The sequence below is a fragment of the Neomegalonema perideroedes DSM 15528 genome (assembly GCF_000374145.1).
In the GTDB taxonomy this organism is placed as follows: domain Bacteria; phylum Pseudomonadota; class Alphaproteobacteria; order Rhodobacterales; family Rhodobacteraceae; genus Neomegalonema; species Neomegalonema perideroedes.
This window is the reverse complement of sequence record NZ_KB893654.1, coordinates 1,058,474-1,085,287: the sequence shown is the minus strand read 5'-3', so window position 1 is coordinate 1,085,287 and position 26,814 is coordinate 1,058,474. Positions and strand designations below refer to the sequence as shown.

General features: G+C 63.9%; 24 protein-coding genes. 9 read left to right on the top strand and 15 right to left on the bottom strand.

Annotated elements, in window-relative coordinates; all coding sequences use genetic code 11:
* Nucleotides 1-102: 102 nt before the first annotated feature.
* Both B161_RS0112220 and B161_RS0112215 read right to left on the bottom strand, forming a co-directional pair.
* Nucleotides 103-531, bottom strand: a complete 429-nt coding sequence (locus B161_RS0112220; RefSeq protein WP_157755619.1) for a hypothetical protein — start codon at nt 529-531, stop codon at nt 103-105.
* A gap of 30 nt (nt 532-561) precedes the next feature.
* Entirely contained in the window at nt 562-1,713 is a 1,152-nt protein-coding gene (locus B161_RS0112215; RefSeq protein ID WP_018633700.1) for a hypothetical protein, read from the bottom strand.
* Nucleotides 1,714-2,152: 439 nt separating this feature from the next.
* Here B161_RS0112215 and B161_RS18960 point away from each other — a divergent pair, with 439 nt between their 5' ends.
* A complete protein-coding gene (locus tag B161_RS18960; protein WP_083922962.1) occupies nt 2,153-3,367 on the top strand; it encodes a caspase family protein in 1,215 nt (404 codons plus the stop codon).
* A gap of 20 nt (nt 3,368-3,387) precedes the next feature.
* Here B161_RS18960 and B161_RS20295 read toward each other — a convergent pair whose 3' ends face one another.
* From B161_RS20295 to B161_RS0112180, 7 genes are all read right to left on the bottom strand, one after another.
* A complete protein-coding gene (locus B161_RS20295; protein ID WP_083922961.1) occupies nt 3,388-3,678 on the bottom strand; it encodes a YkgJ family cysteine cluster protein in 291 nt (96 codons plus the stop codon).
* Entirely contained in the window at nt 3,675-5,318 is a 1,644-nt protein-coding gene (locus tag B161_RS0112205) for a GTPase (RefSeq protein ID WP_018633698.1), read from the bottom strand. The genes B161_RS20295 and B161_RS0112205 overlap by 4 nt, the downstream gene beginning before the upstream one ends.
* A complete protein-coding gene (locus tag B161_RS0112200) occupies nt 5,315-7,087 on the bottom strand; it encodes a dynamin family protein (RefSeq protein WP_018633697.1) in 1,773 nt (590 codons plus the stop codon). Before B161_RS0112200 ends, B161_RS0112205 begins: the two co-directional genes overlap by 4 nt.
* Entirely contained in the window at nt 7,084-7,698 is a 615-nt protein-coding gene (locus tag B161_RS0112195) for a hypothetical protein (protein ID WP_018633696.1), read from the bottom strand. The genes B161_RS0112200 and B161_RS0112195 overlap by 4 nt, the downstream gene beginning before the upstream one ends.
* Nucleotides 7,699-7,752: 54 nt before the next feature.
* Entirely contained in the window at nt 7,753-8,706 is a 954-nt protein-coding gene (locus B161_RS19260; RefSeq protein ID WP_083922960.1) for a GTPase, read from the bottom strand.
* Nucleotides 8,707-9,040: 334 nt separating this feature from the next.
* On the bottom strand, nt 9,041-9,223 hold the full coding sequence (locus tag B161_RS0112185; RefSeq protein WP_018633693.1) for a hypothetical protein: 183 nt from the start codon (nt 9,221-9,223) through the stop codon (nt 9,041-9,043).
* Between the two features lie 21 nt (nt 9,224-9,244).
* Complete coding sequence (locus B161_RS0112180; RefSeq protein ID WP_026310401.1) at nt 9,245-9,910, bottom strand: DsbA family oxidoreductase; 666 nt, start codon at nt 9,908-9,910, stop codon at nt 9,245-9,247.
* 376 nt (nt 9,911-10,286) lie between these two features.
* Here B161_RS0112180 and B161_RS0112175 point away from each other — a divergent pair, with 376 nt between their 5' ends.
* From B161_RS0112175 to B161_RS0112140, 8 genes are all read left to right on the top strand, one after another.
* A complete protein-coding gene (locus tag B161_RS0112175) occupies nt 10,287-11,915 on the top strand; it encodes a TIGR04028 family ABC transporter substrate-binding protein (RefSeq protein WP_240471609.1) in 1,629 nt (542 codons plus the stop codon).
* 73 nt (nt 11,916-11,988) lie between these two features.
* Nucleotides 11,989-12,933 carry an ABC transporter permease gene (locus tag B161_RS19855; RefSeq protein WP_018633690.1) on the top strand — a complete coding sequence of 315 codons (945 nt, stop codon included), beginning with the start codon at nt 11,989-11,991 and terminating at the stop codon, nt 12,931-12,933.
* Complete coding sequence (locus tag B161_RS19850) at nt 12,930-13,796, top strand: ABC transporter permease (protein WP_018633689.1); 867 nt, start codon at nt 12,930-12,932, stop codon at nt 13,794-13,796. Before B161_RS19855 ends, B161_RS19850 begins: the two co-directional genes overlap by 4 nt.
* A complete protein-coding gene (locus tag B161_RS0112160; RefSeq protein WP_018633688.1) occupies nt 13,793-15,421 on the top strand; it encodes a dipeptide ABC transporter ATP-binding protein in 1,629 nt (542 codons plus the stop codon). Before B161_RS19850 ends, B161_RS0112160 begins: the two co-directional genes overlap by 4 nt.
* Before the next feature lie 18 nt (nt 15,422-15,439).
* On the top strand, nt 15,440-16,492 hold the full coding sequence (locus B161_RS0112155) for a putative FMN-dependent luciferase-like monooxygenase (RefSeq protein WP_018633687.1): 1,053 nt from the start codon (nt 15,440-15,442) through the stop codon (nt 16,490-16,492).
* Nucleotides 16,493-16,507: 15 nt separating this feature from the next.
* A complete protein-coding gene (locus tag B161_RS0112150) occupies nt 16,508-17,083 on the top strand; it encodes a CMD domain protein (protein ID WP_018633686.1) in 576 nt (191 codons plus the stop codon).
* Nucleotides 17,084-17,101: 18 nt separating this feature from the next.
* Nucleotides 17,102-17,710: an alkylhydroperoxidase domain protein gene (locus B161_RS0112145; protein WP_018633685.1), complete on the top strand. Its 609-nt coding sequence runs from the start codon at nt 17,102-17,104 to the stop codon at nt 17,708-17,710.
* A 63-nt stretch (nt 17,711-17,773) separates the two neighbouring features.
* Nucleotides 17,774-19,108, top strand: a complete 1,335-nt coding sequence (locus tag B161_RS0112140) for an LLM class flavin-dependent oxidoreductase (protein WP_018633684.1) — start codon at nt 17,774-17,776, stop codon at nt 19,106-19,108.
* A 264-nt stretch (nt 19,109-19,372) separates the two neighbouring features.
* Here the strand turns inward: B161_RS0112140 and B161_RS0112135 are convergent, their stop codons facing one another.
* The 6 genes from B161_RS0112135 to B161_RS0112105 all read right to left on the bottom strand — a co-directional run bounded on the left by B161_RS0112135 (nt 19,373) and on the right by B161_RS0112105 (nt 26,701).
* The gene (locus tag B161_RS0112135; protein WP_157755618.1) at nt 19,373-20,224 is read right to left on the bottom strand and encodes a hypothetical protein; all 852 of its coding nucleotides are present in this window, start codon (nt 20,222-20,224) and stop codon (nt 19,373-19,375) included.
* The gene (locus B161_RS0112130; RefSeq protein WP_157755617.1) at nt 20,221-22,722 is read right to left on the bottom strand and encodes a fimbria/pilus outer membrane usher protein; all 2,502 of its coding nucleotides are present in this window, start codon (nt 22,720-22,722) and stop codon (nt 20,221-20,223) included. The genes B161_RS0112135 and B161_RS0112130 overlap by 4 nt, the downstream gene beginning before the upstream one ends.
* Nucleotides 22,723-22,730: 8 nt before the next feature.
* Nucleotides 22,731-23,414, bottom strand: a complete 684-nt coding sequence (locus tag B161_RS0112125) for a fimbrial biogenesis chaperone (RefSeq protein ID WP_205619241.1) — start codon at nt 23,412-23,414, stop codon at nt 22,731-22,733.
* 144 nt (nt 23,415-23,558) lie between these two features.
* Complete coding sequence (locus B161_RS0112115; protein WP_018633679.1) at nt 23,559-24,179, bottom strand: hypothetical protein; 621 nt, start codon at nt 24,177-24,179, stop codon at nt 23,559-23,561.
* Between the two features lie 445 nt (nt 24,180-24,624).
* Entirely contained in the window at nt 24,625-26,034 is a 1,410-nt protein-coding gene (locus B161_RS0112110; protein WP_018633678.1) for a sensor histidine kinase, read from the bottom strand.
* The gene (locus B161_RS0112105) at nt 26,027-26,701 is read right to left on the bottom strand and encodes a winged helix-turn-helix domain-containing protein (protein WP_018633677.1); all 675 of its coding nucleotides are present in this window, start codon (nt 26,699-26,701) and stop codon (nt 26,027-26,029) included. The genes B161_RS0112110 and B161_RS0112105 overlap by 8 nt, the downstream gene beginning before the upstream one ends.
* Between the last annotated feature and the right edge of the window lie 113 nt (nt 26,702-26,814).

Sequence of the window (26,814 nt, the reverse complement as noted above, 5' to 3'; positions counted from 1 at the left end):
GACCGCCTCGACGGGAAATGAGCGCGCTTAGCCCTCGCTCTTCGGCGTCTCAAGGGGGCGAGAGGCGGCGCAAGCCCGCCTGCGCAGGCCCCTGCCTGAAGATCATCCCTCGTCGATCTCGACGTCGAACCCCTGCGCCAAGCTGGATTCGATCTCCGATTCCGCGCTTAGACTCAGCCGCGCGCGGCCATAGGGATCGAACCGGAAATCATAGCCCACCCGTCCATCCGGCGTGCTCAGATGCGCCCGACGCTCGCGCAGACGCCGAATGGAGGGCGCTCCCTGCGCCTCCAGCGTCACCGCAAGAGCCGCCGTCGCGCGCCCGAACTCCGCTTGCAGCCGCCAGCCCTCGCGGACGTGCAGAGCGTGAGGAGGCAGACGCCGAGCGCCGCTTGCAGCCGCCAGCATCCCGAATCTCAGACGGCGCGGCTCCGCCAGAGAGGACTCCGCCGCGTCTTCGTCCTCTGCGCGCGCGCGCGCCAGAGCCGCGACCAAACGATCCCGGATCTCTTCAAGCGTCCTTCTGTCCATCTTCCCTTGCGCCACGTCGCACCTCTCATCTCATCGGTCTTCCGGGCCCTCCTCGTCGAAGGCGGCGATCTCCCGGTCGATCTTCTTGACCAGCATGTCGGTATGGTCGATGAGGCTGTCGAAGGTCGGAAAGGCCTTGCGGGCCCAAGGCAGGCCGTGGATATCCTTCAGAGCGCGCTCTTTGAGCAGAGCGTCGTAGATCTGCAGATCCAGATCGTCGATCACGGCGCGGGCGCGCAGGATCTTCAGATTGCGCCGGAGGGTTTCATCGTCGAGCGTCAACCGGCTCTCTTCCGCGGGGATCTCCGCATCGCGCGCCTCGTCGAAGGGCGTCAAGCTGGGTTGAGAAAAGCCGGCGAACAGCTCGCGCCCGACCGGGTCCGCCAGAAAAGCGTCGAGGCTGCGGAAATTGGTGACGGGAGACTTCGCCCAAGCCGCCTCCAGCGCCGCGCGTTCGGGGCGCGCGCGCCTTCCGCCGGCGGCGGCGACGAAGGCTTGCAGGCTTTTGATCTGATTGACGCTCAGATCATGATCCTTGGGAGAGAGGCCGAGCGCCACCGAACGGCCCCAGAGCACGTTGGCCGTCTCCATCGCGCGGATCATGAGGTGGAAGAAGGGATCTTGTTCGGCGGGCGTGGCCAGAACCCGCATGAGCGGCGGCGCATGCTCCAGAGCCTCCCAGACCGAAAGCTCCGGAGGAACCGGCAAGGCCGCGCCTTCGACCTCCAGCCGGAGAGGCGCGCCTTTGATCTCGCGCGCCGCCGCGAGGCGTCCGAGCCTCACGGCCAAATCCGCGAGAAGGGCGGGAGGTTCGCCGTCCGGCGGCTCGCCGCCCCGCATGAGCCGGGCGCCCTCCATGCCCGGCGCCCGGCGGATCAGGGCCTCCAGCAGCAGATGCGCCTGCTGAGCCTGACGTCCGGCCCGGATCCTGAGCGGCCTTTGCAGCACCTCCCGCATCCAGGTCTCCGCCGCCTGTTCGGCGTCCTCGCCCTCGGAATCCAGCCCCATGAGGTGCGCCCCGAGGATGCGCCGACGATGTTCGCCGTCGCGGCCATGGGCGAGGGTGCGCATGAGACGCATCCACAGCGCGAAGGGTCGGACCCGCACCCAGCCGTCCGGACCCGGGGTGTTGAGGATCTTGGCGACATGCGCGCTGAACCCCACCAGATGACGATTTTGCATGAGCGCCCGCTCCTGAGCTTCATGGGCGGGGCATGGGAAAACGGGGCGTCCCGCCGCAGAGGCGGCCGCCTGATCCGCGCTGAGAGAAAGAGGCGGCGTCCGGACCGCTTCTCCCTCCCTGCTCCGCATGACCCTCACAGACTAACCTTAACGGCTATAGATCAAGCACGGAACAACCTGAAGAGGGAAGGATAAAAACGTCTTGGGCGGAGAAGAAATCATCCCCCTGCGGAGCATTCGCGGAAGGCCCTCGCCCCGGACCATCCGCCTCAAGTCCGACGCCCAAGGGAGAGCGGAGCATACCGACAGAAAGGATCGAGAGATCGGACGTCGACGCTGTGGTCCGCGGCGATCCCGATCTGGAGCGAAGCCCGACAGGCGCGCTCCGGAGAGCGGGCGCGGTCCGAAATCCGAGCGAGCGGAATTTAAGGAGCGAGAGATGCGGAGGCGGGCGTCGAAGACGAATGGAGCGAGGTTCCGGGCGATATTGCTGACGGGGCTCTGCCTCATCTGGGGCGCTCCGGCTGGAGCGGCGACCCATGTCGCCCTCGTCATCGGCAACAGCGCCTATACGGCGACCTCGGCCCTGAAGAATCCGGGCGCCGACGCCGAAGCGATGCGGAGCGTGTTGAAGGCGCTCGGCTTCAGCGTGACTCTGCTCCTAGACGCCAATCAGAGCCAGATGACCGAAGCGGTGAAGGATTTCGCCGAGGACGCCTTTGGGGCCGAGGTGGCGGTGGCCTTCTACGCCGGACATGGCATGGAGCTGGGGTCAGGCGGGAATTATCTGATCCCTGTGGACGCGCGTCTTGCGGACGACCGGCGCGGGCGGGCGGAATCCGTGTCCTTGCAGGCTTTGCGAGACGCGGCGGGCGGCGCGCGGCGGCTGTCTCTGGTGATCGTGGACGCCTGCCGCACCAACAGCTTTCCGGCGTCGCGGCGCGGTTCGCGCGGCATGGAGCGCGTGGCTCAGCAGCCGCGCCAGATCGTTTTATTCTCGACCCAGCCCGGCGTGATCGCCGAAGACGGCGAAGGGCGCGCCTTGAGCCCCTTCACCGAGGCCCTGACGGAGCGTCTGCGCCGCAGGCCCGACGACGACGTCCGGATGATCGTGAGCAGTCTGGCTTTGCGCGACTCCGAGCAGACCCCCTATGTCGTCCTCAACAGCAGCTTCCGCGAGGGCGAGCAGCTTTCTCTGCGCGCTCCTCCGCCTCCAGCAGACATCCCCTCCGGGGCGCAATATCCCTCGGATGCGCTCGCGGACTTATTCGCCGCTGCGAACGCCGCCGCGGCCAGAGGCGAAGGCGCCGTGAGCCTCGGACCCGGCGACGACTCGGATCTGACGCCCGAAGAAAGAACAAGGATGCTCAATGCGATCAGGGCGTGCTGGTCCGGAGAACCGGCGAGCTTTGGGGATCGCTCGACAAACGTGACGATCGCTTTCAATCTGCGACCGAACGGCTATGTGGATCAAGATTCTTTGCATGTGATCGCTCCTGTTCCGACGCCGCCTGAAGCGCGGGATGCGGTCGAGGCCGCACGTCAGGCGCTGCAGGACGTTCGTTGCCAGCCCTTGCCTGCGCCGCTGCGGAAATATTCCGCCTGGAGATGGATGCAGCTTACTTTCAATGCGAAAAACATGCATGAGCCATAGCTCTGATCCTCCAACGAACGTCAATCTCCAGCAGGATTTGCAGACGACGAAGAAGAACGCTTGAGTTCGTCGCAAGCTTGCATATTCAGATCTACGAAACTCTCCCAGCTCATGAGCGCGCGATATTTCCGCATATATTGCAAATCAACTCTGCAAACTTCTGGTCGCTCGTGATAAATCATGCATTGGCGGCTCTGATCGTCGAAATGTCTACAGACTCCGTCGCCCCGATCCAGAGATCTGGTCTCCGCGATCAGACCCGCTCTTTTGCAGCATTCTCCGCATTGATCGCAGGGGAACGGCTTCCTCACAGCAAGTTCCTCAGGAAGATATGTTTCTCCGTCAGATGCATGCGATCTTCGCTGCGCTCTCTCTGAAGGCCCGATAGATCGGAGCGGATTTCCCGGATTTTCTCCCTGATCGCGCCGAAATCCTCATCTATGGCGTCGTCGGTCGCCTTTAAGATCGCCGCTTTGAAATCCCACGCCACATTTTGGGCGGCCTCCTGAATCGCCGCCTTTCGACGCTCCTCCTGCTGCTCCTGCAAACGGATCTTCTCCCGCAAGAGCTTTTCCTCCGGATCCTCGCGCATGAGCGAGGAGTAGAGTTGATACGCCGCTCCGATGAGGGGAACGAACTTCCCGACGACCTGCTCGCCGATCTTGCCCATGGTGACGGGGCCAATGCCCTTAAAGAGAGTCGGCGCGTAATGTTTTCCGAGCTTGAGAAGCGATACGACGCTCCCCGTGTTCACCAGAGGAGCGAGCTGCGTGGCGCTCTTCTCTAACAGCTCCCCATAATCGACGCCCCCGCCGCCCGAAAAATCTCCATGCGCGGCTTCGTCCCCGCCGGGGATCCGCGCCAGCGAGACATTCAGATCCGGCGCGGCGCGCTCATTCTCCTTCATCATCTCGCCGATCAGAAAGGTGGCGTCGGCGTGCAGACGCCGCGACTCGTCGTTGAATTGAGCGATGATCTCGTCGCTGCAGGCGTCCACCAGTCTTTTGGCCGCCGCCCCGACGTCGCCTGAAGCCGAGTTCAGAAGCTTTAAAACCCCCTTCTCGATGAAGGACGCTTTGACGTCGACGCTGAGCTTCAATCCTTCGCGCAGCTCCGCCTGTCGGTTCGCCATCTTGGCGCTGAAATCGTCGATCCGCCGCAAGGCGTCGGAGCGGCCTTCCGCATCGAGCGAGGCGAGCATATGCGCAAGCCATTGCTCCAGTTCATGGGCGAGGCTGCGCCAGACCTCCTGATTTTCCGGGGAAGTGAGGAATTTATGAAGCTCCTCCTCCAGCCTCACCACGCCCGAGCTGGCCAGAAGCGCTTGTTTTTTCTCGACCTTGGCCTTGAGCGCCGATTTGGCGTTGATCTCCAGAATGGGGATGTTCTGGAGGAACTCGCCGCGCAGGCCGCGCCGCGACGCCAGATCCTGAAGGCTTTTGCGGATTTGCTCCTTGAGGCGAAAGGCGTCCTCCGGCTCCAGCCTGTTCTTGCAGTTGAGGACGATCAGGACTTTCTTGCCCCGCTCAAGCAGCTCCGTCAGAACGCTTAAGGTCTTCTCCTCTTCGGCGACGCCCAGCGGATTCAGGACGAAGATCACGATGTCCGCCGAATGGAGCTGCGTGCGGGTGACCTGCTCATGTTCATGCGGCGCGTCGATTCCGGGGGTGTCCAGAATCTCGAACTCGCGCCAGCGATAGGACGTCACTTTCGCGGTTTCGGGGGCGTCTCCCACCTTCGCCCTGTCCTGCTCTCCCAGCAGCGCGTTGATCAGCGTGCTTTTCCCGGCGTTGTAGACGCCATAGATCATAATGCTTGCGGAAGGAGTCTTCCGCTTTTCGGCGACGACTCTGCGCATCCGCCCCAGACCTTCGGGGTCGTATTTCCCGCCGATCGGCTCGATCTCGTCGAAGGCGTCGAAAATATCGGATAAAATCGCCGAATTGCTCATGGCGTCACCTTCGTCAGCGCTGCGAGTTTCGCTTTCAGCCCTGAGACGTCTTCATCAAGGCCGGAGATGTATTTTTGATTCGCCTCCCGAATCTGGGCGTAGAGGCGATTGACGTGCTCTTTGAGCAATTCGGGAAAGCCGTCCGCATATTCCGCCATGGCCATGCGCTGCCGCTCGTGCAGATTATCCCCGACGACGACGGAATGTTTGCGCCTCTCCTCTTGCGCGCTGTCGCCCGCCGCCCCTCCGACGCCGCCGCCAAGCGAGGCCCCGAGCGCCGCGCCCCCGGGCCCGCCCAGAACGAAGCCGAGCGCTCCGCCCGCCAAGGCGCCCCAAAAGCCGGTCTTTTTCTTATTGCCGCTCTTGATGACGGAATATTCCCTGTCCTCGCTGATCTCCCGATATTCCGGGAGGCGCGCCAGCCGGCTGCCGTCGAATGCGGCGGCGAGGCTTTTTTTCTGCATTTCGCCGATCGCTTCGAAAGCTTCGCCGCTCATCTCCAGAGCCAGCTCCTGAATCGCCTGACGAAGCGCCGCCTCCTGATCGCCTCTGGCGGCGCCCTCGAACTGCGCCCGCACCAGCTTGCGCATCCGGTTCTGACCTTCGAAGCCGAGTCTGCCCAGCTCTTGCTGCAGCTTGAGGTCTTGCGCCCGCATGCCGTCCATCAGCTTTCGGGAGAAATCCCGGATCGCCTCGACGTCGTCGGCCGTCTTGTCGATCGAGGCCCGCAGGTTGTTCATCGGCGTGTCCAGCTTGAGCCTCACGCCCTCCCCGGCGCAAATCGACTGCATCGCCTCGCAGAAGCGCGCCAAACCGCTCTCGGCCAGTCCTTGCGCCGTCGGATGGGCGTCAGCGTAGCGCGCGGAGATCGGCAGCACTTCGGCGAGGATGTCGCCTTGACGGCCAAGCTTCGAAAGCTCGGCGGAGACATGTTCGATCTGTCGTTTCCGGTCCGCCGCGGGCTTCATGACGATGGCGGCGACCAATTCGCCGTTCTCGTCTTCATCTTCCTCGGTGGCGTCGCTGCCGGTGAGCAGGACCATCACCTTTTTACGCCCGGAGAGCAGAATCTCCAGCTCCTGCATGTCCGAAGCGCGGCCGGGCGCCTGAGAACTCATCGCATAGACGATGAGATCGGCGTGATCGACGTAGGATTTGGCCAGATCGCCGTTCTTCCTGTTGACGGAATGAAGCCCCGGCGAATCCACCCAGGTCAGCCCCGGAACCCTGAAGCCCTGAATCGAACTCGTCGCCTCCGTAGCCCCGACGCGGAACGCTTGTTTTTTTTCAGCCTCCTTTTCGGCGTCTCCGCCGACCACGTCCGTTTGCGCGGCGGTGAAATAGGTCGGCTGGATCTTCGACGCGCGTTTTTGCGCCTCAGTCGGCTCTACGCGTCCCCAGGCCACGTAATTGCCCAGAGAGCTCTTGCCGGACTTCACCTTCCCAAAGACGAAGACCAGCATGGAATCGTTGAAGCCTTCGCGGAATCTGGCGCCCTCGGCGCGCCTCTGAGTCTGACGCTCCCATTCCTCGAATTTATCCTGAATCTCCCGCATGAGATTCTCGGCGTCCTTGATCAGGGGATTGCGCGCGTCGATGTTGCGCAACAGCGCCTCGCCGCGCTCGCGCAGGCGGCGCTCGAACTCAGCGCGCAGCTGGTCGAACTCCCCTTCCTTGACGCGGATGTCGTCCTTGCGTTTCTGGAGCTCGCTCTGCAAGGGGGCCAAAGCCTCCATCAGCGTCTCGCGCGAAGCGATCCCGGCGCTCATTGAATTCCCTCCAGACCCTCGACCCTCGCCTGCAGGTCTTGCAGGCGCTTCAGCCTCTTGTTCGCATGATCCAGTCGAGCCGCCAGCTCCTTGTCGGCCTCGCTGGGCGACGCCGGGCCGTAAAATTCTTCTAAGATTCCCAGTTTTCTTTCAAAATCACCGGATTTTAAGTAAAAATCCCAAGCCTGCTCGAATAAAGGGTCAGGAATTTCGTCGTATTCCTGGTTTTCAAGACAATCTTCAAAATCCTTCAGAATTTTTTGAGCGAGGATCGCGTAATCCGAGGCGGAGGTTTCGGCTGAAAATATCTCCGCCAAGGTCTCCTCCGTCACCTCCCGCATCGGATCGGCCGTCGAAAGACCCATCACGTCGGCGGCGCTCTCCAATTTTTGGCGAGCGGCGCGCACCATGTCGCCCCTCAGCATCTCCACGCTTTCCTGATGACGACGAATCTGGCGCTGGCGTTCAGCCTCTTGCTGTTGCCTCTCACGCTCTTTCGCAGCGCGCGCTTCTGCTTCGCTCTGAGAATTTGAGGAGCTGTCGTCGCTGGAGCTCGCGACGGCCGCCACGAGCGCAACCGCCGCCGCGCCGATCAACCAAGGAAGAGGCATGTCACATCACCATGAGATTGGATTTTATTGAAGCTAATCTTCAGTATTAAATTCTTACATAAATACAGAAAATTCCTTTTTCATTAAATCGGAATTATTTCTCATATATTCAGACTCAAATTCAGAAATAATATTTGATAAATGGGTTATTTTATCATGAAAAATAATCATAGAATTGTTTATAACATTCCTATCCTCGTTAATTTCTTTGATTATCTTTTCACTTATCTCAATTTTCATTTTATTTAATTTAATTGATTTAAATGACTTTATCTCAGATTCTAATTTCAGAGATAGGTTTTTAAGGTGATTTCTTAATTCAAGAACGCCGCTTTTCTCCGCGAGAACGGATTTATTCTCAAGAAACCCCTTCTTATAGCGGCTGTTCGAGACCTGAAAACATTGGGGATGCAAGTCCAGCTGATCACGCACTTGCGAAAGGATCTTCTCCCGAACGGCCTCCGCGCTTCCGTTCTGATCCTTATCAAGCTGCGTCAGAACCAGAACCAGCCGCTGAGACGCATCCTCTCCCAAAACATCCTTCATTCCGCTCAGAAAGCGCATTTCATCCTGATCCAGCTCGCCGGGAGGGGCGTGCACGAAGAGGATGATGTCCGCTTGTTTCATGCCTCTGAACGACCGCTCTTGCGCCTCCGGATCCACATCCAGCCCAGGCGTGTCCATCAGGATGTAAGACCCGGCGTCCATGTCCAGATTTTCCGTGGTGGTGTGCGTGACGCCGGTCCTGAAAACCTCTTCCTGAACGGAATCCGCCAGCATATTCAGCAGAGAGCTCTTCCCCGCCTTGACGATCCCCCAAGCGACGACACGCGGCTTGTCATGAGCAAGAGCGTGCAGATTCCTCAGTTCCTGATATTCTCTCTCAAGATGATGGAGAGCTTCATCTTTTGCGCGGCTTTTCTCAAATTTAAGATTTTGAGCGCCTGAGCCGCCTTTAAATTCTTTGAAGCCAGACGTGTCGTCTAATCTTGATTTCTGCATCGACATTGTTTTCACCGCCCCACCTCAATGCACATCGCAACCACAAATGGTCGTTAGCATTAAGAAACCGCACTCAAGGTTGAGCTATAATCGCCCAATGGTTGCTAAATCATTTGAGCGCATCCGAAAAATGACGCGATTTTTCGGCTTATCGCTCGCCTGATCGTTCAGGGGATGAAGTCCCTCTGCGGCTGCGATGGGCGCTCCCGGCCCGGAGGTCTGAGGCGGCGTTCATACGGTTGGTCGGATCGCGCCCGACGCTTCGGCGAGGCGGATCCCTCCGGCCTCGCCGAGCATCCGGCCGTCCAGCTTCAGGGCTCAGGGGCCCTGCGCCGATCCGTCAGGATCCGTCGCCCTTCGGCGCCGTGGCGGCCTCCTCCTTTGCGCGCATCGCCTGATCTTCGGCCTCCTGCGCGGGGGCCTCGCCAGTCTGCGGCGGCAGGGCGCAGAAACCATCGACGCAAAGGCCCGCCTCCGGAGAATCCCCGCCGATCTTCACCAGTCCGTTCAACATCTTGCTCATGTCTGCTGCTCTCCCATCCCTTCAGACTTCGGCGGAGGCTTTGGCCAGCGCCTGCTCGAAAACCTCCCGGGGCTGAGCCCCCGAGACGGCGTATTTGCCGTTCAGAACGAAAAACGGAACGCCGGAGATCCCCAGCCGACGAGCCTCCTCGACGTCGGCGTCGAATTCGGCGGCGAAGGCGTCGGTCTTCAGGGCCTCCAGAGCGGCGGCGCGGTCCAGACCGACCTCAGCCGCCAGATCGGCCAGCACCTCGTGATCGCCGATGTTGAGGCCGTCGGTGAGATAGGCCTTGAACAGCTGCTGCATCAATTCATGCTGCTTGCCCCGTTGCTTGGCGAAATGAGCGAGCCGATGGGCCGACCGCGTGTTCGTCGCGATGGCGTCGTCCATATTATAGACGAGGCCGACCTGAGCCGCGCGGGCCGCGACCTGACGATTCATCGCGAGCGCCTGCTCGCGGGGGAATCCGCGCTCGCGTTCGAGAAGGTCGTTGACGTTGACCGCGCTGTCGGCGGGCAGATGCGGCATGAGCTGATAGCTGTGGTAACGGATGTCCAGCTCATGCCCCGAGGCTTCGGCGGCCTGCTGAAGCAGGGTTTCCCCCATCCAGCAGAACGGACACATGACGTCGCTCCAGACGTCGATCGTGACGGCGTTGGAGGAGGTTTTCTGAGCGGCGGGAGCCATGTCTGCGTTTCTCCAGTCTGAGGGGGCCCGGATCAGGCCGTTTGAATCGGCGGAGGCGACGGCGAGCGGAAGCCGGCCGCCGCCTTGCGGCCCCGGCGCGCGCCGCAAGACGCCTCCTCTCCGTCAGTCGGAATATAAGAAAAACTTCAAAGCAAGTCAGATCATGATCTTGGACGCTCTCAGGCGCGGTTTGTAGGTTTTGGGACGCGCGATCGCTCGATGATCTCTGTCGGGGGTCTCTGTCGGGCGGCGGCGCGCGGCGAATCCGCCGATCTCCACAACCAGATCCGAGCCGAATACGCGCGCCTCGCGCCCGAGAAGATTTCAGGCCCCGGTTCAAGAAACGACGCCTCGGCCGAGGCTGGAGAGAATGTCCATGACGTTGAATCTAACCCGCCGCATCTTCGCGGCCGCGAGTTTGAGCGCGGCCCTTCTGGCTTCGACCGCTTTGCTCGCCGAAACGCCCAAACAGGGCGGAATCCTCGTCTATCTGGAGCAGCAGCCCCATACGGTGCTTTATCCTCCGGCGGGCGGATTTTATCCCAATGGCGGGATTCTGAACCAGATCACCGATAAGCTGACCTATCAGAATCCCGAGACTCTGGAGATCGAGCCCTGGATCGCCGAATCCTGGGAGGTCAACGAGGACGCCACGCAATACGCCTTCAAATTGCGCCCCGGCGTGACCTTCTCCGACGGCTCGCCTCTGGACGCGGCGGCGGTGGTCGCCAATTTCGACGCTTTCGGTCTGGGCGATCAGGCGCGCAATTTCCCCGTCTCCGAGGTGGTGAATAATTACGAGCGCGGCGAAGTCCTCGATCCGCTCACCGTGCGGTTTCATTTCAAAGCGCCCAGCCCCGGTTTTCTGCAGGGAACTTCGGTGATCGGCTCCGGCCTCGTCTCTCTGGCGACGCTGGGGCGCAATTACGCCGAATTGGGCGACGCCAGATTGATCATCGGCTCCGGCCCCTTCCTCGTGAAGAGCCAGACCACCGGTTCGGAAGTGGTTCTGAGCGTGCGCGAAGACTACGCTTGGGGGCCGAAGCTCCATCCGCATCAGGGCCGCGCGCCGCTCGACGGGATCCGCTATGTGATCACGCCGGAGGACGGCGTGCGCATCGGCGCGCTGCTCTCCGGACAGGCCGATTTCGTGCGTCAGATTCAGGCCTATGACGAAAAACAAGTCACGGATCGCGGCTATGCGCTTTACGCGCCCTCCACGCGGGGCGTGAATAATTCGGTGGTCTTCCGCCCGGATAATCCATTGGTCGCGGATATTCGAGTGCGTCAGGCGCTGCTGCACGCCACCGACGCCAAGGAGATCGTCGAGACGCTGTTTTCAGCGAATTATCCGGTCGCCACCTCCATCATCGCGGCGAACGCCCAAGGCTACGTCGATCTCTCCGACAAGCTGACCTATGATCCCGAACTGGCCGACAAGCTGTTGACCGAAGCGGGCTGGATCGTCGGGGCCTCCGGGCTGCGCGAGAAGGACGGAGCGGTTCTTGAATTCACCGCCTATGAATCTCCGCCTCAGCCGCAGAACCGCGCCACCTTGCAGCTTGTGGCGCAGCAATGGGGGCGACTCGGGGTGAAGCTCAACGTGCTGGCCGGAGATTCCGGAAGCCGCACGCAGGATAATCTCGATCCGGAAAAGACTCCCGTTTCGCCCGCCATGGTGGGCCGCGCCGATCCCGACGTGATCAAGAGCCAATATCACCCCACCAACCGCAACGTTCTGCTTCAGCTCGGAGGCGTCGCCGAGAAGGTGAAGAGTTTCCGGGACGACCGGCTCAATGGGCTTTTGGAGGCCGTCGCCGCCGAAACCGATCCCGCCAAACGGCTGGCCCTGACGGCGGAGGTCCAGAATTACGTGATCGATCAGGCCTACGCCATTCCGATCTTCGAGGAGCCGCAGGTCTTCGGCGGCGCGCCCTATCTGAAGGGCGTCGGCTTCGAGGCCGTCGGGCGGCCGAGCTTCTACGGCGCCTGGCTGGATCGCTGATCCCGCCGCCCCGGCGCGCGGCCCCCTTCGCGCGCCGGATTTTCTCCTCGCCGAGGATTCCCGGAGTTTCCGAATGACGCGTCGTCTGCTGGAGCGCTTGGGTCAGGCTCTGCTCGTGCTTTGGGCGGCCTTCACCATCGCCTTCGTCTTATTGCAGCTCATGCCCGGCGACGCCGTGCTGATCAAATTCGTCGGCGGAGATCTGGGCCTCAGCCCCGAGGCCGTGGCGGAGATCCGCGCCTTCTACGGCGCCGACGCGCCCGCATGGCGGCGCTATCTCGATGCGCTGGCGGGCGTCGTCACGGGGGATTTCGGCTATTCCATCGCTTCGGGCGTGCCGGTGGCCGAGGAGATCCGCACAAACCTCCCCGCGACGCTCTGGCTGGCCGGACTCGCCTTCGCTCTGGCCGTCGGGCTGGCGCTGCTGGTCGCCTTTCTCGCGACGCTCGGGCCTTTCGCCTGGCTGCGCGGCGCTTTTCAGGCTCTGCCGGGGCTGATGGTCTCGATTCCGGTCTTTTGGCTCGGCGTGCTGCTGATTCAGATCTTCTCCTTCAAGCTGGGCTGGGTCTCGGTGATCGCGCCCGGACCTTGGGAGAGGCTCGTTCTGCCGGTGATCGCCATATCCATACCCATCGCGGCGCCTCTGGCGCAGATCCTCATCCGCAATCTCGACGCCGTGTCGACCGCGCCTTTCGTCCATGTGGCGCGGGCCAAGGGCGCTTCGCGGCGCTGGGTCATGCTGCGCCATGTGCTGCGCAACGCCTTGCTGCCCGCTCTGACCATCGCGGGCGTGCTCTTCGGCGAGCTTCTGGCCGGGGCCGTCGTCACGGAGACGGTTTTCGGATTGAACGGAATCGGCAGGCTCGCCGAGCAGGCCGTCCGGGCTCAGGACGCCGCCGTGCTTCAGGCGGTGGTGCTGATCGCCGCTTTCGGATTCGTGGCGATCAATCTGATCGTCGATCTTCTCTATCCTTTGTTCGATCCGCGGCTGCGCCGCGGCGGGAGGGCTCCGGCGTGACCGATATTCTCAGAAGCTTTCCCTCCGCCGCTTCGGCGAGGCTTGCGCCGCCGCGCTTCGGCTGGAGCCGCAGACCGCCCTTAGGGCTTTTGCTCGCCTGGGCCGTCCTCCTCGTGGCGGCAGCCTGGGCCGTCGCGCCGGAGATCTTCACCAGCCAGAGCGGCGTGGTCGGAATCCCGAGCGAGAAGCTTCAGGCGCCGAGCGCCGCCCATTGGCTCGGAACCGACGAGCTGGGCCGCGATCTGCTGGCGCGGATCATCCATGGCGCGCGCTATTCGCTCTCAGGGGCCTTTCTCGCGGTGGGGGTGGGGCTGGTCTTCGGCGCGGCCATAGGTCTGACGGCGGGTTCGGTCGGCGGGAGGGTCGAGGCGATCCTGATGCGGATCGTCGACGTGATGCTCGCCATTCCGAGCCTGCTGCTGGCGCTCTCGCTGATCATCATTCTGGGCTTCGGCCATGCTCAGGCGGCCATCGCCGTGGGCGTCACCTCCATCGCGAGCTTCGCGCGTCTGGTCCGTTCGGAGGTGGTGACGGTGCGCCGCTCCGATTACGTCGAAGCCGCCTTCGGCTCCGGAGGCCGCTTTCTCCAAGTGATCTGGCGGCATGTGCTGCCCAATTCCCTGACCACCGTTCTCGCCTACGCCGCTTTGCAATTAGGGTGGGCGATCCTCCAGATTTCGACTTTGGGCTTTCTCGGCTATGGCGCGCCGCCGCCGACCCCGGAATGGGGCCTGCTCATCGCCGAAGGCCGCAAATATATGATGGCCGCCTGGTGGCTGACGGCCTTTCCCGGTCTCGTCGTGATCCTTGTGGTTCTGGCCGCCAATCGGGTCGGCCGCGCGGCGGAGAGGGCGACGCGATGACCAACGCCTTGCTTGAACCTCGCGCCGTGGGGGCCGAAACGCGCCCCTTGCTGCGAATCTCCGGACTGGAGGTCGCTTATGACGGCGTTCCCGTCACCCATGACGTCGGCTTTGAGATGGCGCCGGGCGAGGTCGTCGCTCTGGTCGGCGAATCCGGCTCGGGCAAGACGACCACGGCTCAGGCGGTCATCGGACTGCTGCCGCCGAACGGCGAGATCACGCGCGGCGAAATCCGGCTCAACGGCGAGGAGGTTTCCCGCTGGAGTCCCCGCCGTTTCGATTCCATCCGGGGATCGGTGGTCAGCCTGATTCCACAGGATCCCGGCGCCTCGCTGAATCCGGTGCTGACCATCGGCGCGCAGGTCTCCGAGGTCTTTCGTCTGCATGGCCGCCGCGACCGCGCGGGAATCCGCGCCGAGGTTCTGGCGCTGCTGGAGCGGGTGGGCCTCTCGCAGCCTGAATTGCGCTTCCGGCAATATCCGCATGAATTATCCGGCGGCATGAAGCAGCGCGTGCTGATCGCCATGGCTCTGGCGCTCAAGCCCGCCCTCGTCATCGCCGACGAGCCGACCAGCGCCCTCGACGTGACGGTGCAGAAGCGCATTCTCGACCTCATCGACGAATTGCGCGCCGAAAACGGCACGGCGGTGCTTCTGGTGACGCATGACCTCGCGGTGGCCGCCGACCGCGCGGACCGGATCGTCGTGATGCGCGGCGGGCGGATTCAGGAGCAAGGCCCGGCGCGGGAGCTGCTCGCGGCGCCCAAGGAGGCCTATACGCGGCGGCTTCTGGCGGATGCGCCTTCGCTGTCGGCGCCCGCCCTCGCGCGCCCCGGAAGGCTGGGCGGCGAGACGGCTATTGAAGTCCGCGGGCTGGTTCAGAACTTCCCGACGGATCGCGGCGGCTCCTTCCGCGCGGTTTCAAACGTCTCCTTCAGCGTGGCGCGGGGCTCGACTCATGCGCTGGTCGGCGAATCCGGCTCGGGCAAGACCACCACGGCCCGGGCGGTGGTCGGGTTGAGGCGTCCGGACGGCGGAAAGATTCTCGTGAACGGCCAAGATCCCGCCGCCCTGCGCGGCGAGGAGCTGCGCCAGTTCCGCCGCAGGATTCAGCTCGTCTATCAAAATCCCTTCGCCTCGCTGGATCCGCGCCAGAGCCTGCGCGCCGCCGTCGAGGAGCCTTTGCTCAATTTCGAGCCTCTGGCCAAGGCCGAACGCGAGCGCCGCGTGCATGAAGTCTTCGCGCGGGTCCAGCTTGCGCCGGAGTTGCTGGAGCGTCGCCCCGCCGCGCTCTCCGGAGGCCAGCGGCAACGCGCGGCCATCGCCCGGGCGCTGGTTCTGAAGCCTTCGATCCTCGTGCTGGACGAAGCGGTTTCGGCTCTGGACGTGACGGTTCAGGCGCAGATCCTGCGGCTGCTGGACGAGCTTCAGCGGGATCTCGGGCTGACCTATCTCTTCGTCAGCCATGATCTGGCGGTGGTGCGGGCGATCTCCGACACGGTTTCGGTGCTGCAAGGCGGCGAAATCCGGGAGAGCGGCCCCGTGGCGCAGGTCTTCGAGGCTCCGCAGACCGAATACGCCCGCCAGTTGATCGCCGCCATTCCCGGCCGTCTGCGGCGCGGCTGAACATCAGGGAGAAGCCTCATGAGCGGCCCTAAGAAAAGCATCGGTTTTTTCACCCGCCTGCTGGACGACGCGACCCCGGCCGAGCGCTATCGCCTCGCCGCCGAGCAGATCGCGACGGCGGAGCGTTTCGGCTATCGCTCGGCCTGGGTGGCGCAGCATCATTTCCACCACGCCGAGGGCGGATTGCCTGCGCCTCTGGCCTTCCTCGCCCATGTGGCGGCCAAGACGCGGCGGATCCGCCTCGCGACGGGCGTCGTGACTCTGCCGCTGGAGAATCCCCTCCGCGTGGCGGAGGACGCCGTGGTGCTGGATCTTCTCTCCGGCGGACGTCTGGAGCTGGGGATCGGCACGGGCGGGACGCCCGGCTCCTACGCCGCCTTCGGGCTGGAGCATGGACGTCGCGCCGAGATCTACGACGACGCCCTCGCCAAATTGCGCGCGGCCTTGCGCGGCGAGGATCTGGGCGGCGGAAACCGCCTGTATCCCGCAGCGGGCGACTTGGATCAGCGCATCTGGCAAGCGACTTTCTCGGTGGCGGGCGGTCTGCGCGCGGGCCGCGCCGGAGACGGGCTGCTGCTCTCGCGCACCCAGCCGCGCGCCAAGGAGAATCCCGCCGCCTCTCTGGCGGAGATCCAGCTCCCCATCGTGGAGGCCTATCTTAAGGCTTTGCCGCAGGGCGTCGCGCCGCGGATTCTAGCCTCGCGCTCGGTCTTCGTCGCCGACGACCGCGCCGAGGCGCGCCGTTTCGCGGAGATCGGCCTGCGTCGGGCGGCGGCGCAATTCGCGAAATCCGGCCATATCCTGCGCGGCGAGACGCTGGACGACCTCATCCTCAGCCTCGACACGCATGTCGGAACGCCGGAGGAGGTCGCCGAATCCCTTCGGACGGACGCGACCCTGACCCATGCGACGGAGATCGCGGTTCAGGTTCACTCCATCGATCCGCCGCCCGCGCAGATCCTGCGCTCCATCGAGCTTTTCGCGACCGAAGTCGCGCCGGCCTTCGGCTGGGGCGCCTCCCCCTTTTCCGCCTCCCCCTCCCCTGCGGCGTCTCTGGCCGCCGCAGGCTGATCAGGAGTTTCCGATATGACCGACCTCATCGACCAATGGGCGGGGATCGCGCCCGGCTCCAAACTGGACCTCCTGCGCGCCAAGCGCCCGCAAGCCCGCGCCTCGGCTCAGGAGAGCTATCGTCTGCTGCTCCATCCCGATCAGCCCGGCGAATTCAGCCTTGAGGACCGCCATGCGGTCGCGGCCTTCGTGGCGGGGCTGCATGAAGAGCCGGAGACCCGCGCCCATTATGAGGCTCTGCCGGGAGCGGGCGCCCGTCTTGAGGCGATCCGCGCCGCCGTGGCGGCGGGCGCCGCGCAGGGGCCTTACGGCGCCTATCCGGAGGGGCCGCTCAGCGCGGAGAATCTCGACGGCCCGGAATTCGCGGTTCCGGCGGAGGTCGCCGCCGCGCTGGGGGCGAAGCTCTCGCGCGGGCTGGAGCATGCGCATTTGCTGACCTTCCATCCCCGCGACGCCGATCCCGCCGCGCTTCAGCGCCTGCTGGACGCGGGATGGACGCCGGATTCCATCGTCGGGCTGTCGCAGCTCGTCTCTTTCCTCGCCTTTCAGATCCGCGCCGTGATCGGCTTGCGCGCTCTGGCCGCCGCCTGAACAACCGGAGTCCGCATCATGACCATCGCGACTGTGATTCTGCATCCTGACAACGCCGAACCTAAAGCCTTCACCCAAGAGGAATTGGGCTGGGCGCCCTGGCTGCCGCCTCTGGAGGAGGCGGAGCTGACCGAGCGCCATTATGAAGGCCTCGTCGATCGCTCGCGCGCGAAATCGCCCTATTTCCGCCTGCTGGCCCGCGAGCCGGAGGCTCTGGCGGCGCGCACCCGCACGGATAAGGACATCTTTTACAACACGGAGGGCGGCCTCCCCCGCGCCGAGCGCGAATTGGCCGCCACGGCGGTTTCGCGCGTCAACGGCTGCATTTTCTGCGCTTCGGTGCATGCGCGCTTCGCGGCTCATCATTCGAAGCGCGGCGCGGAGGTTCAGCGCCTGCTGGACGAAGGCGTCTCCGCCCGGATCGATCCGCGCTGGGACGCCGTAGCCGCAGCCGCGACGGCGCTGACCCGCACGCCTTCGGCCTTCGGCGCCGCCGAGATCGCCGCTTTGCGCGCAGCGGGCCTCGCCGACGACGAAATCCTTGACGCGGTCTTCGCGAGCGCCTTCTTCAATTGGGCCAATCGCCTGATGCTTTCGCTGGGCGAGCCGACGCCGCCTGTGAAATAAGATGGAGGCGCGTTCCCTGGCGTTCGGGCGCCCCCTGTGACGAAGGATCAAGAAGGAGCCGACATGACCGGAACCGGAAAACGCCAGCTTCATCTGGGCGCCTTCATGCGGCCCGTCAGTCTGCATACGGGCGCATGGCGCTGGCCCGGCGCATGGAAGGACGCCAATTTCAGCTTCCCGAAACTGGCGAAGCTGGCGCAAAAGCTCGAAGAGGGGAAGTTCGACGCCTTCTTCATGGCCGATCATCTGGCGGTGCTCAACATGCCCCTCGAGGCCCTGAGGCGCAGCCAGACGACCACCTCCTTCGAGCCCTTCACGCTGCTCTCGGCGCTGGCGGCCGTGACGGAGCGCATCGGGCTGGTGGCCACGGCCTCGACCACCTTCGACGAGCCTTTCCACATCGCGCGGCGCTTCGCCTCGCTCGACCATATTTCAGGCGGGCGCGCGGGCTGGAACGTCGTCACCACCGCCAATCCCGACGCGGCGCTGAACTTCGGCCGCGAAGAGCATGTCGCCCACGCCGAACGCTATGACCGCGCGCGCGAATTCTACGACGTCGTGACGGGGCTCTGGGACAGCTTCGCCGACGACGCCTTCGTTCAGGACGCCGAAAGCGGGATCTTCTTCGATCCGGAGAAGATGCATGTTCTGGATCATAAGGGCGCGCATCTGTCGGTGCGCGGACCGCTCAACATCGCGCGCCCCGTGCAGGGCTGGCCGGTGATCGTGCAGGCCGGAGCCTCCGAACCGGGGCGGCGGCTGGCGGCCGAAACCGCCGAGGTGGTCTTCGCCGCCCCCCGCACTCTGGCCGAAGGGCGGGCCTTCGCCGCCGATGTGAAGGGGCGAGCCGAGCGCGCGGGCCGGTCGCGCGACGCGATCAAGATCCTGCCCGGCGCTCTGGTCCTCGTCGCGGACAGCCTCGAAGAGGCCCGGGACCGGCGGGCGCGGCTGGACGCTCTGGTGAATTACGAAAGCTCCATCGCCTCGCTTTCGGTGGCGCTGGGCGTCGAGGCTTCGGGCTTCGATCCGGACGGCCCCTTGCCGGAGATCCCTGAGACCAACGACAGCAAATCCAGCCGTGAGCGGGTGATCGAACTGGCCCGCGCGGAGGGGCTGACCGTCCGCCAATTGGCGCAGAGGCTCGGCGGCTATGGCGGGCTGGCCTTCGTCGGCACGCCGCGGAGCATCGCCGACGAAATGCAGGAATGGCTGGAGACCGAGGGATCCGACGGCTTCAATCTGACCTTTCCCTATCTGCCGGACGGGCTGGTCGATTTCGTCGATAAGGTGGTTCCCGAACTCCAGAGGCGCGGGATCTTCCGCCGCGACTACGCGGGCGCCACCCTGCGCGATCATCTTGGTCTGCCGCGCCCGGCCAATCGCTTCTTCCCGAGCTGAAGAACGACTGATGGATATTGGACGCCGCCGCCCCGCTCTGCGACCCGGATTTTTCAACTTCTCCGCTCGCCGACCGCCTTCGGATCCGATTCTCCCTCCTGCTTCGGGATCGCCTATGCACGCGTTATGGCTGAACCTGAGCGAGGGAGGAGGCGTCAGGCCGAGGCGAGCAGGGCCTTGGCGTCGTCAGGGCGTTTCGCCAAGATGATGAAACGCCAGAACCAAGAACAGATCTCCGCATGGCGGACATCATATGTTCGAATATCAATAATTCGGCGTGAACACCACGGTGAGCTGATCGCTATAAGACCCGGCCGACAACCCGACCACATCGCCTAAGAGCACGCTGATAGTTCCTGATTTATTTTGCCCCAGCCCCAGATCAAGCGCTTTCTCATGCTCAGGCCCGATCCTGACAGGCGCGTCGTTTATTTTGACCGTATAGGGAATCGGCGTCAGATCGGGCCGCCCCTCCAAGCGAAGATGCCCCCCGCCCAGAGATTCGAGCGTCACCTTTACAGGCATATTCGCCTGATAGATGAAATCCACGGTCTTCTCCAGAATCGAGCTGTCCAGCCGCGGCTGGATCTCGCCGTCGCCGATCTGCCCGAAGTCTATGCTTGTCGAAAAGGCTCCATGCACGAAATGCGTGATCGGCGTCGCCGTCGCCTGAAGCTCAAGATTAAGGGCGTTCAGAGGATCCGCATCTAAATAAACTCGAAATCTCTGGCGATAATCGCCCGCCAAAGAGAATTGATTCCGCAGAATCTCCATGAAGGGTCGGCCAGAGGTTATTTTCCCCTGATTCAGGAAACGCATACTCAAGGCGCCGCCGCCTCCGTCCCTCGCCAGCGCATGAACTCCGGCGGTCTCCAGCTCAATGGTGATCGACTCTTGGGCGCAGAGCCCCGGATCGATCTCCCCGTCGAACTCCGCCTTCAGAAAAACGCGGAAATCTTCAGGCGAGCGAGGATCATACTCCAAATTCGTCGAATGCGCCGAAGTCGTCAGCTCGGCCGCCGTCAGCGCGCAGGCCCGCGCGTCCTGAGCAGACAGCGCGAAAACAGGGAAGGCGGCGAGGATCAAGAGCAGTCGGTTCGATGGTTTCTTCCTCATAGGCCGCCTCCCAGAGATACTTCGCCTAATTCGATCAGAGCCCCTTCGCGGGGCGCTTGAATCTCCACCCTGAGTCTTTCTCCGTCCACCTCAAGCTCATGAGGCCCAGGCGCAAGGCCGCCCGCAAAAAACACCCCGGCGGCGTTGGTGAAGAGATCCACCGCCGGATGGCCGCCTTGGAGAGGGATCAATTTTCCATAACGCAGAGTCAGGGGCTCGCCTTGAGAATCCAGCAAGACGCCGCGCGCAGAATAAAAGGCTTCGCCGCCGATCAGAATGACGCCGCCGCCTCTCGCGCCGGTCTGCATCGCATAGACGCCCGGACCAAGGTCATAGCCGATCGGCGCCTCCTCCACGCTCAGAGCGACCTCCGACACGCGATAGCCGCCAGAGGCGGGCGCAAGAATCGGCCCCCATCCGTCCGTTCTCACGGAGACGCTTTGATCCGCGCCGCGGCCTATGGCGAGGCGCGCCTCGTCTAAAGTGGCGTGGGGCTTCACGAGGAAGAAGCCCTGACCGACGCGTCGGCCGACGCCGAAATGACCGTCCGCCACGGCGACGCCCGATCCCACCCGCACGGCGCCGACCAAAGGCGCATCGCGCCCGAACAGCGAGTCGACGTCTGGCGCAAGATGATCGACGCTCGCAGAGGCCTCGAAGCGGTTGCCGATGTAATCCGCCCGCCCATAGAGGCTCATGGAGCCGTCATCGCGCTCCGCCCGCAGATTATAGCCATAATCTCCGACGCGATCCTGATGGCGCTTGCGATAATCGAGGGTCGCCCGCTCCCGCGCGCTGGCGTAGGAGGCGGAGAGCGTGGAATCCTCGTCTATGGGCATGGAGGCCGAGAGGAGGAGACGCGTTTCATCTTCTCTTGCGTCCCTCTGGACATGCTCGACGAGCAGAGAGGTCGAAAGCGCCCGGAAGCGATGCGAGATTCCAGCCCGCAACGAGAATTCGTCCAGACCGCCATGGCTTCCGTAGCGGGCTCCGAGATTCAGGCTCGTGCGCTCGTTCAGGCCGAGATGATAGGCGGCCGATCCGGAAAAACGCTCCATGTTCTCCAAGCCGCTGAAATTCGAGAAGCCGTCGGAGCGATATTCGACCCGCAAAGCGATTTGATCGCGCCCGTGGAAAGCGCCTTCAAAAGAAGCGTCGTAGCTGGCGGCGGCGGCGAAGCCGGAACGCCGCTCGCCTGAATCGCCCTGACGGGTCGACCATGCGGCGTCGAGTTGGCCGACGCCATAGGGCAGCGCCGCCACGGCGTGCAGGGAGGCGGCCAGAAATTCGCCTTTCCCGGCGCCCGCGCCCGCGCCGAGCGTCAAATTCGGGGTCACGCCGCGCCGGTAATATCCCTGAGCGCCGAAATCATCGGTCTCCCACTCCACGCCCGCCGTGAAATCCTGTTGCCGGGCGCCCGCCGCAAGACCGAACTCCGAGAGGCCGGGCGCCAGCAGGCTGTCTCCCGAGGAGAAGGAGAAGGAATCGAGCTGGCGGCGTCCGAGTTCGTCTTCGACGTAGATCGTCACCTCATTGCCCAAATCCACGAAGGGAATGTCGTTCAGATTGACGCGTCCGGACGGCGCCCGAAAGCGGCTGACGAGCGCGCCGTTCACCCAGACCTCGACCACGGCCGGGCGCTCCAGCAGGATGGAGCGCTGACCCAGAGACCGGATGAGGCGGTTCGGGTCGATCTCGGAATAACGGCGCTCCACGGAGACGCCCAGCCAATCCGGCGCGCCGATCAGGGGAGGCGGATCCAGAGAGACGTCGACGGCGGAATATCGCGTCGCTCTTTCGCGGTCGTCTTTGAAGAGGGTCAGCCGGTCGCGATGCAGGCGGTCGCCCGCAACCTGCGGCGACAGGTCGACGCGTCCTGCGAAATCCACATAAACGCCGTCTGGACCGCCGAAATTGGCGAAGCCGTCGACATAGGCGCCTATGTTCGGATCTCCGCCGCGATTCAGGTTTTGCGTGAGGGAGAGGGAGCCGTCGACGCCCAGCGAGAAGCGGGCCGGCTCGATCAAATCGAGATTCGAGAAATCCGCGCCGCGTGAAAGGAAGAGGTCGAGATCCTGAAAAGCGGACGCCGCCGCATCCGCCTCCAGCGTCAGCGCGCCGGGATCATAGCTGAGCCGCAATCCCGCCGCGGCCAATTCCTCAGGCGTGGCGTAATCCGGCCCCAAGGCGCGCAGACGCTCTAAAGTCTCCGCATTCAGAACCTCCGCCAGAGCCTCGGCCAATTGCCGCGGATCCGCGCCGACTAGAATTTCTCCGCGCAGGCGGACCCGCAGATCTCCGGCAAGGACTCCGCGCATATGCAGCGGAAGCGGGACTTCCGCCGCGCGTCGCCCCGGATCGAAGCCTTCCGCGTCATATCCCGCCTCCAGAACCTCCCGGACTTCAGGCGAAAGAGGATCCGGCGTCTGCGCGGCGCCCGAACCTCCACAGAAAACCGCGATGAGAAAGGCCGCTCCTGAGGCTGCCCCCCGTCCCATCGCCTGCGTCATGGCCTTTGCGCGGAAGCGCCCCCGATCACGAAGCGCCGCACGGAATGCGGGGGCACGATCGCGCTTTCCGGCGCGGTTCGGGCGGCCTGACCATAAGCCGCGAGAGCCGTCTCCGCGCCGGGCACGGCGATCAGGCCGTTCAGCAGGACGCCATGGCGCGCGCCTGAATTGCGCACCCGCACCTCGGCGCCGCCGCCCGGCAGGGGGGTCACGCTTTCAAGCCGGAGATCGGTTTGCGCGCCGGGCGGATAAATATAGATCGCGGCGCCCATCTCGAAGACCATCCGCACGATTACGGAGCCCGTCGAGGCGACCGGAACCTCGCTCACATAGAGCACATAGGATCTGCCTTCGGCGAGCGGCTCGCCGACATACTGGAATTGAATCGCCTGCGCGCTGTTGGGGCGCACGAGCGCCTGAGGCGGAAAGATGAGGAAATCCGCATCGGCGGGCGTCAGAGTCATTCGGCCGTCTTCGGCCACATGGCGCCGCATCACGCGAGTCTGGACGGGAAGGATGGCGTCGCGCGGATTGCGCAAGGTGAGGCGTCCCCGGACTCCGGGGCCATGGGCTTCAAGATGCTGGCTGATCGGAGAAATCTCGAAAGCCTGCGCTTCCGGAATCGCCCAGCCCGTCAGCAGGGCGACGAAGATCATCGCGCGCATTGTTCTTTTGATCATGGCTCCGCCCCTGGCCGATTTTCATGAAGCCGCGCTCCGACGGGACCGGGGGCTTCATCTTCATGATGTCGGCGCGGTCTGAAACGCCTCCAGACGAAGAATCGAGCGGCGGAACGCAAGGCTCCGCCGCCCGAACTTCGCAGCTTACTGCCCCGCGAGGGAGATGGTGAAGGTGTCGGCGTAATCGCCGACCTGCTTCGTGACGGAGCCGTTGTAATCGAGGAAATTCGAGATCTGGAATTTCAGCGCGATCGCCCGATTGGCGGCGACGGCCATATCGGCGCCGGTGATCGTGGTGGTGTCTCCGTCGACTTTATTCACAAACTCCTCAGAGCCGCCCACCTTGACGAGGGCGCTGTAGGGGATCCTTTTCGCGGCGGTGTCGCCGCCGTCGGTGATCAGATGCGTGCCCCGGTTATAGGTCAGATGAGCCGCGGCGCCGGGGTTGCAGTAGACGAAGAACGCGTAGCTGTCGCCATGATCCGCAGCGGGGTTCAGGCCGTTGAGATTGAGGGTCTTGATCTGAGCGAGTTTCGTCACGCTGGTGCCGCCGCCCTGATAGGTGCTCGTCAGGGTGCCGAAATCGGCGGTGCCGCTGAACCGCACCCGCGAGGAGGTGTCGGAGGTCGTGAAGCGGCAGGAAGGGGCGACCTTGGCGGCGAGCGAGAACACGACGGTCTGCTCCGGGGCGGTCTGGGCGTAGCCCGGCGCGGCGAAGGGCGCGGCGAGGAGGGCCGCAACGGCGGCGAGGGTTTTCTTGTTCATGACGGACTCCCTAGAGGTGGTGCGGCTAAGCAGGAATCAGATAGGACGCTTCGCAGCGCTCCATATACGAAAATTTAACAAATCATAAATTTTATGCAACCTATGATTAGGACGCACACGTTGATCCACCTTTGAGACTCCTTCGCCGAGGGGAGCCGCGCCTTGAAGGATATTGGCCGCCCCCTCAAACTTTGGATATTTTTTGAGGATATTCAGTTTCCTACCTGAAAATTCCGCGCAATTCCGACGCGGTTGAAGCCTCCCATGGCGGGAGGCCGTCCGCCATGGGAGGCGCGGCCCCGGACGCCGGTTTCGCGGAGGATTCCTGCGGATCATCCTCTTTTGGACGGAGCTTTCCGCCTCTTTTCCGGTCCGAATCTCGCCGCAGGAAAACCGGCGGCGGCGAAGGGACGCGCGGCGGGAGGCGGCCTTCAACCGCCCCCGCTCAAGGGAGCCGCCGGGCGCCGCTCCTCTGCACAGGCGGGAAACGGATCTCCAGCCGCAGGCCGGGGCGGAGATTCTCAAGCCCGACCTGAGCTTCATGCAGATCGGCGACCGCCTTGACCAGAGCCAGCCCGAGGCCGTTGCCGGGGGTGGTGCGGCTGCGCTCCACGCGATGGAATTTCTCGAAGACCTTCTCCATCTCCTCAGGCGGAAGGCCGGGGCCGTCGTCGGAGATCCGCAGGAAGGGCGCGCCCTCCGCCTCTCCGACCTCACATTCGATCTGCGCGCCGGGCGGGCAATGGCGCAAGCCGTTCTCCACCGCGTTCACCGCCGCCTGAGCGATCAATTCGCCGTCGCCGAAGACTTGCGCGGGCCGCCCGGGAAGCTTCAGCCGCAGGATCTGGCCGTTCTCCTCGGCGACGGGCTCATAAGCGTCATGGACGCGCGCGGCGATCTCCGCGAGATCCGCAGACGCGAAACGGGCGCGGCGGCGATGATCCTCGATCTCCGCGATTCTCAGGATCGCCTGAAACACGCTCATCAGATGATCGACGGATTCCAGAGCCTGCTCGATCTCCGCGGCCTCCGGAGATTCCGGAGCGAAGCCCAGACCGAAGCGCTCCAGACGCTGGCGCAGACGCTGCAAGGGCGTCTTCAGATCATGGGCGATGTCGGCGGAGATGCGCTTTTGCCTCTCCATCAGCTTCTCCAGTTCGCCGAGCGTCGCGTTGATCGAGCCGGAGAGCCGCAGAAGCTCGTTCGTCTGGCGCGGGTCCTCCGGGATGCGCAGGCCGATGCCGCCGCGTCCCACGGCGGTCAGGGTCTGGTCGATCTCCTGAAGCCGCCTTTCCGTCCGCCGCCCGATCGACAGGCCGAAGACCAGCCCCGTGGCGGCGATCAGCGCGAAGCCCACCGCGAGCGCCGCCGCGAGCGCCTCCAGAATCTCCATGCGCATATGGTCGCCCACGCCGAGGATCAGTTGGTTCGGCCCCAGCGCGATCCGGCGCAGCTCATAGCCGGACATCTCCTCGTCGGAAGGCGCGATCCGGGCCTTCTCCTTGCCGATGAAGCGGCCCGGAGCCTCCTCCGGAGTTAAAGGAGTATTGGCGAAGAGCCTTTCGCCCTTCGGCCCGACGAAGAGCGCGAAGCGGCTTCCCCGGGCGCTGAAGGAGACCAGAGCCTCTAGAGTTTCAACCACGCCCGGAACGCCGAAATCCTGATAGCGCTCCCGCAGGATTTGGGCTTCGCCTTCGAGCTGGTCGCCGAGCATCTCGGAGACCTCCCTCCGCATCTCGACATAGGCGAAGGCGAAGACGAGCAGCGTCACCGCCGTATACAACGCCGAATACCGCAGCGAGAGATGCAGCGCCGTGGAGCGCGGCGCCGCCTTGCGCAGAAGACGCCTAAGCATGGAGGCTGTATCCCGCGCCCCGGATGGTGTGGATCAGGGGAAAGGGGAAATCCTTGTCGATCTTGGCGCGCAGACGGCTGATATGGGTCTCGACGACGTTGGTCCGGGGGTCGAAGTGGAAATTCCAGACCGCCTCCAGCAGCATGCTCCGCGTCACCACCCGCTCGCTATGGCGCATGAGATGCTCCAGCAGGGCGAATTCCCGGGGCTGAAGATCGATGAGGCGTCCGGATCGCGTCACCTTGCGGCGGATCAGATCCATCTCCAGCCCGGCGACCTTCAGCACGGTCTCTTCTTCGGGGCGCAGAGGCGGACGGCGCGTCAGGGCGCCGAGCCGAGCCGAAAGCTCCAGAATCGAGAAGGGTTTGGTCAGATAATCATCGGCGCCCGCCTCCAGCCCCTCGACGCGGTCGTCGATGCCGCCGAGCGCGCTCAGAAAGATGACCGGCGTCCGGCAGCCCGCGCTGCGGATGGACTTCACGAGGCTCAGGCCGTCCAGACCGGGCAGCATCCGGTCGATGATCAGCACGTCGAAATCCTCGTCCAGCGCGCTGAGGAAGCCCTCGCGGCCATTGGCGCGGACCTCCGCCTGATGGCCCGCCTGAGCCAGACTGGACCGGATATAGGCCGCCGTTTCGGCGTCGTCCTCCACCACGAGAATGCGCATCTTCTTCGTCGTCTCCGTCCTCTGGGGCTCTTCAGCATCCCCGAAAGCCCTATCCGGCGCCACCGGGCTTCTCATTACGTTTTCGTATAATCCGGACAATCTTCCGGCCATGC

Excerpts from the sequence above, each read along its gene's own strand:
- B161_RS0112115 (WP_018633679.1), bottom strand. The coding sequence starts at position 24,179 with ATGAACAAGAAAACCCTCGCCGCCGTTGCGGCCCTCCTCGCCGCGCCC.
- B161_RS0112185 (WP_018633693.1), bottom strand. The coding sequence starts at position 9,223 with ATGAGCAAGATGTTGAACGGACTGGTGAAGATCGGCGGGGATTCTCCG.
- B161_RS0112110 (WP_018633678.1), bottom strand. The coding sequence starts at position 26,034 with ATGCTTAGGCGTCTTCTGCGCAAGGCGGCGCCGCGCTCCACGGCGCTG.
- B161_RS0112200 (WP_018633697.1), bottom strand. The coding sequence starts at position 7,087 with ATGAGCGCCGGGATCGCTTCGCGCGAGACGCTGATGGAGGCTTTGGCC.
- B161_RS0112205 (WP_018633698.1), bottom strand. The coding sequence starts at position 5,318 with ATGAGCAATTCGGCGATTTTATCCGATATTTTCGACGCCTTCGACGAG.
- B161_RS0112220 (WP_157755619.1), bottom strand. The coding sequence starts at position 531 with ATGGACAGAAGGACGCTTGAAGAGATCCGGGATCGTTTGGTCGCGGCT.
- B161_RS0112130 (WP_157755617.1), bottom strand. The coding sequence starts at position 22,722 with ATGGGACGGGGGGCAGCCTCAGGAGCGGCCTTTCTCATCGCGGTTTTC.
- B161_RS19260 (WP_083922960.1), bottom strand. The coding sequence starts at position 8,706 with ATGTCGATGCAGAAATCAAGATTAGACGACACGTCTGGCTTCAAAGAA.
- B161_RS0112175 (WP_240471609.1), top strand. The coding sequence starts at position 10,287 with ATGACGTTGAATCTAACCCGCCGCATCTTCGCGGCCGCGAGTTTGAGC.
- B161_RS0112135 (WP_157755618.1), bottom strand. The coding sequence starts at position 20,224 with ATGAGGAAGAAACCATCGAACCGACTGCTCTTGATCCTCGCCGCCTTC.
- B161_RS0112160 (WP_018633688.1), top strand. The coding sequence starts at position 13,793 with ATGACCAACGCCTTGCTTGAACCTCGCGCCGTGGGGGCCGAAACGCGC.
- B161_RS0112140 (WP_018633684.1), top strand. The coding sequence starts at position 17,774 with ATGACCGGAACCGGAAAACGCCAGCTTCATCTGGGCGCCTTCATGCGG.
- B161_RS0112215 (WP_018633700.1), bottom strand. The coding sequence starts at position 1,713 with ATGCAAAATCGTCATCTGGTGGGGTTCAGCGCGCATGTCGCCAAGATC.
- B161_RS0112155 (WP_018633687.1), top strand. The coding sequence starts at position 15,440 with ATGAGCGGCCCTAAGAAAAGCATCGGTTTTTTCACCCGCCTGCTGGAC.
- B161_RS0112195 (WP_018633696.1), bottom strand. The coding sequence starts at position 7,698 with ATGCCTCTTCCTTGGTTGATCGGCGCGGCGGCGGTTGCGCTCGTGGCG.
- B161_RS0112145 (WP_018633685.1), top strand. The coding sequence starts at position 17,102 with ATGACCATCGCGACTGTGATTCTGCATCCTGACAACGCCGAACCTAAA.
- B161_RS0112180 (WP_026310401.1), bottom strand. The coding sequence starts at position 9,910 with ATGGCTCCCGCCGCTCAGAAAACCTCCTCCAACGCCGTCACGATCGAC.
- B161_RS18960 (WP_083922962.1), top strand. The coding sequence starts at position 2,153 with ATGCGGAGGCGGGCGTCGAAGACGAATGGAGCGAGGTTCCGGGCGATA.
- B161_RS0112105 (WP_018633677.1), bottom strand. The coding sequence starts at position 26,701 with ATGCGCATTCTCGTGGTGGAGGACGACGCCGAAACGGCGGCCTATATC.
- B161_RS0112150 (WP_018633686.1), top strand. The coding sequence starts at position 16,508 with ATGACCGACCTCATCGACCAATGGGCGGGGATCGCGCCCGGCTCCAAA.
- B161_RS19855 (WP_018633690.1), top strand. The coding sequence starts at position 11,989 with ATGACGCGTCGTCTGCTGGAGCGCTTGGGTCAGGCTCTGCTCGTGCTT.
- B161_RS0112125 (WP_205619241.1), bottom strand. The coding sequence starts at position 23,414 with ATGATCAAAAGAACAATGCGCGCGATGATCTTCGTCGCCCTGCTGACG.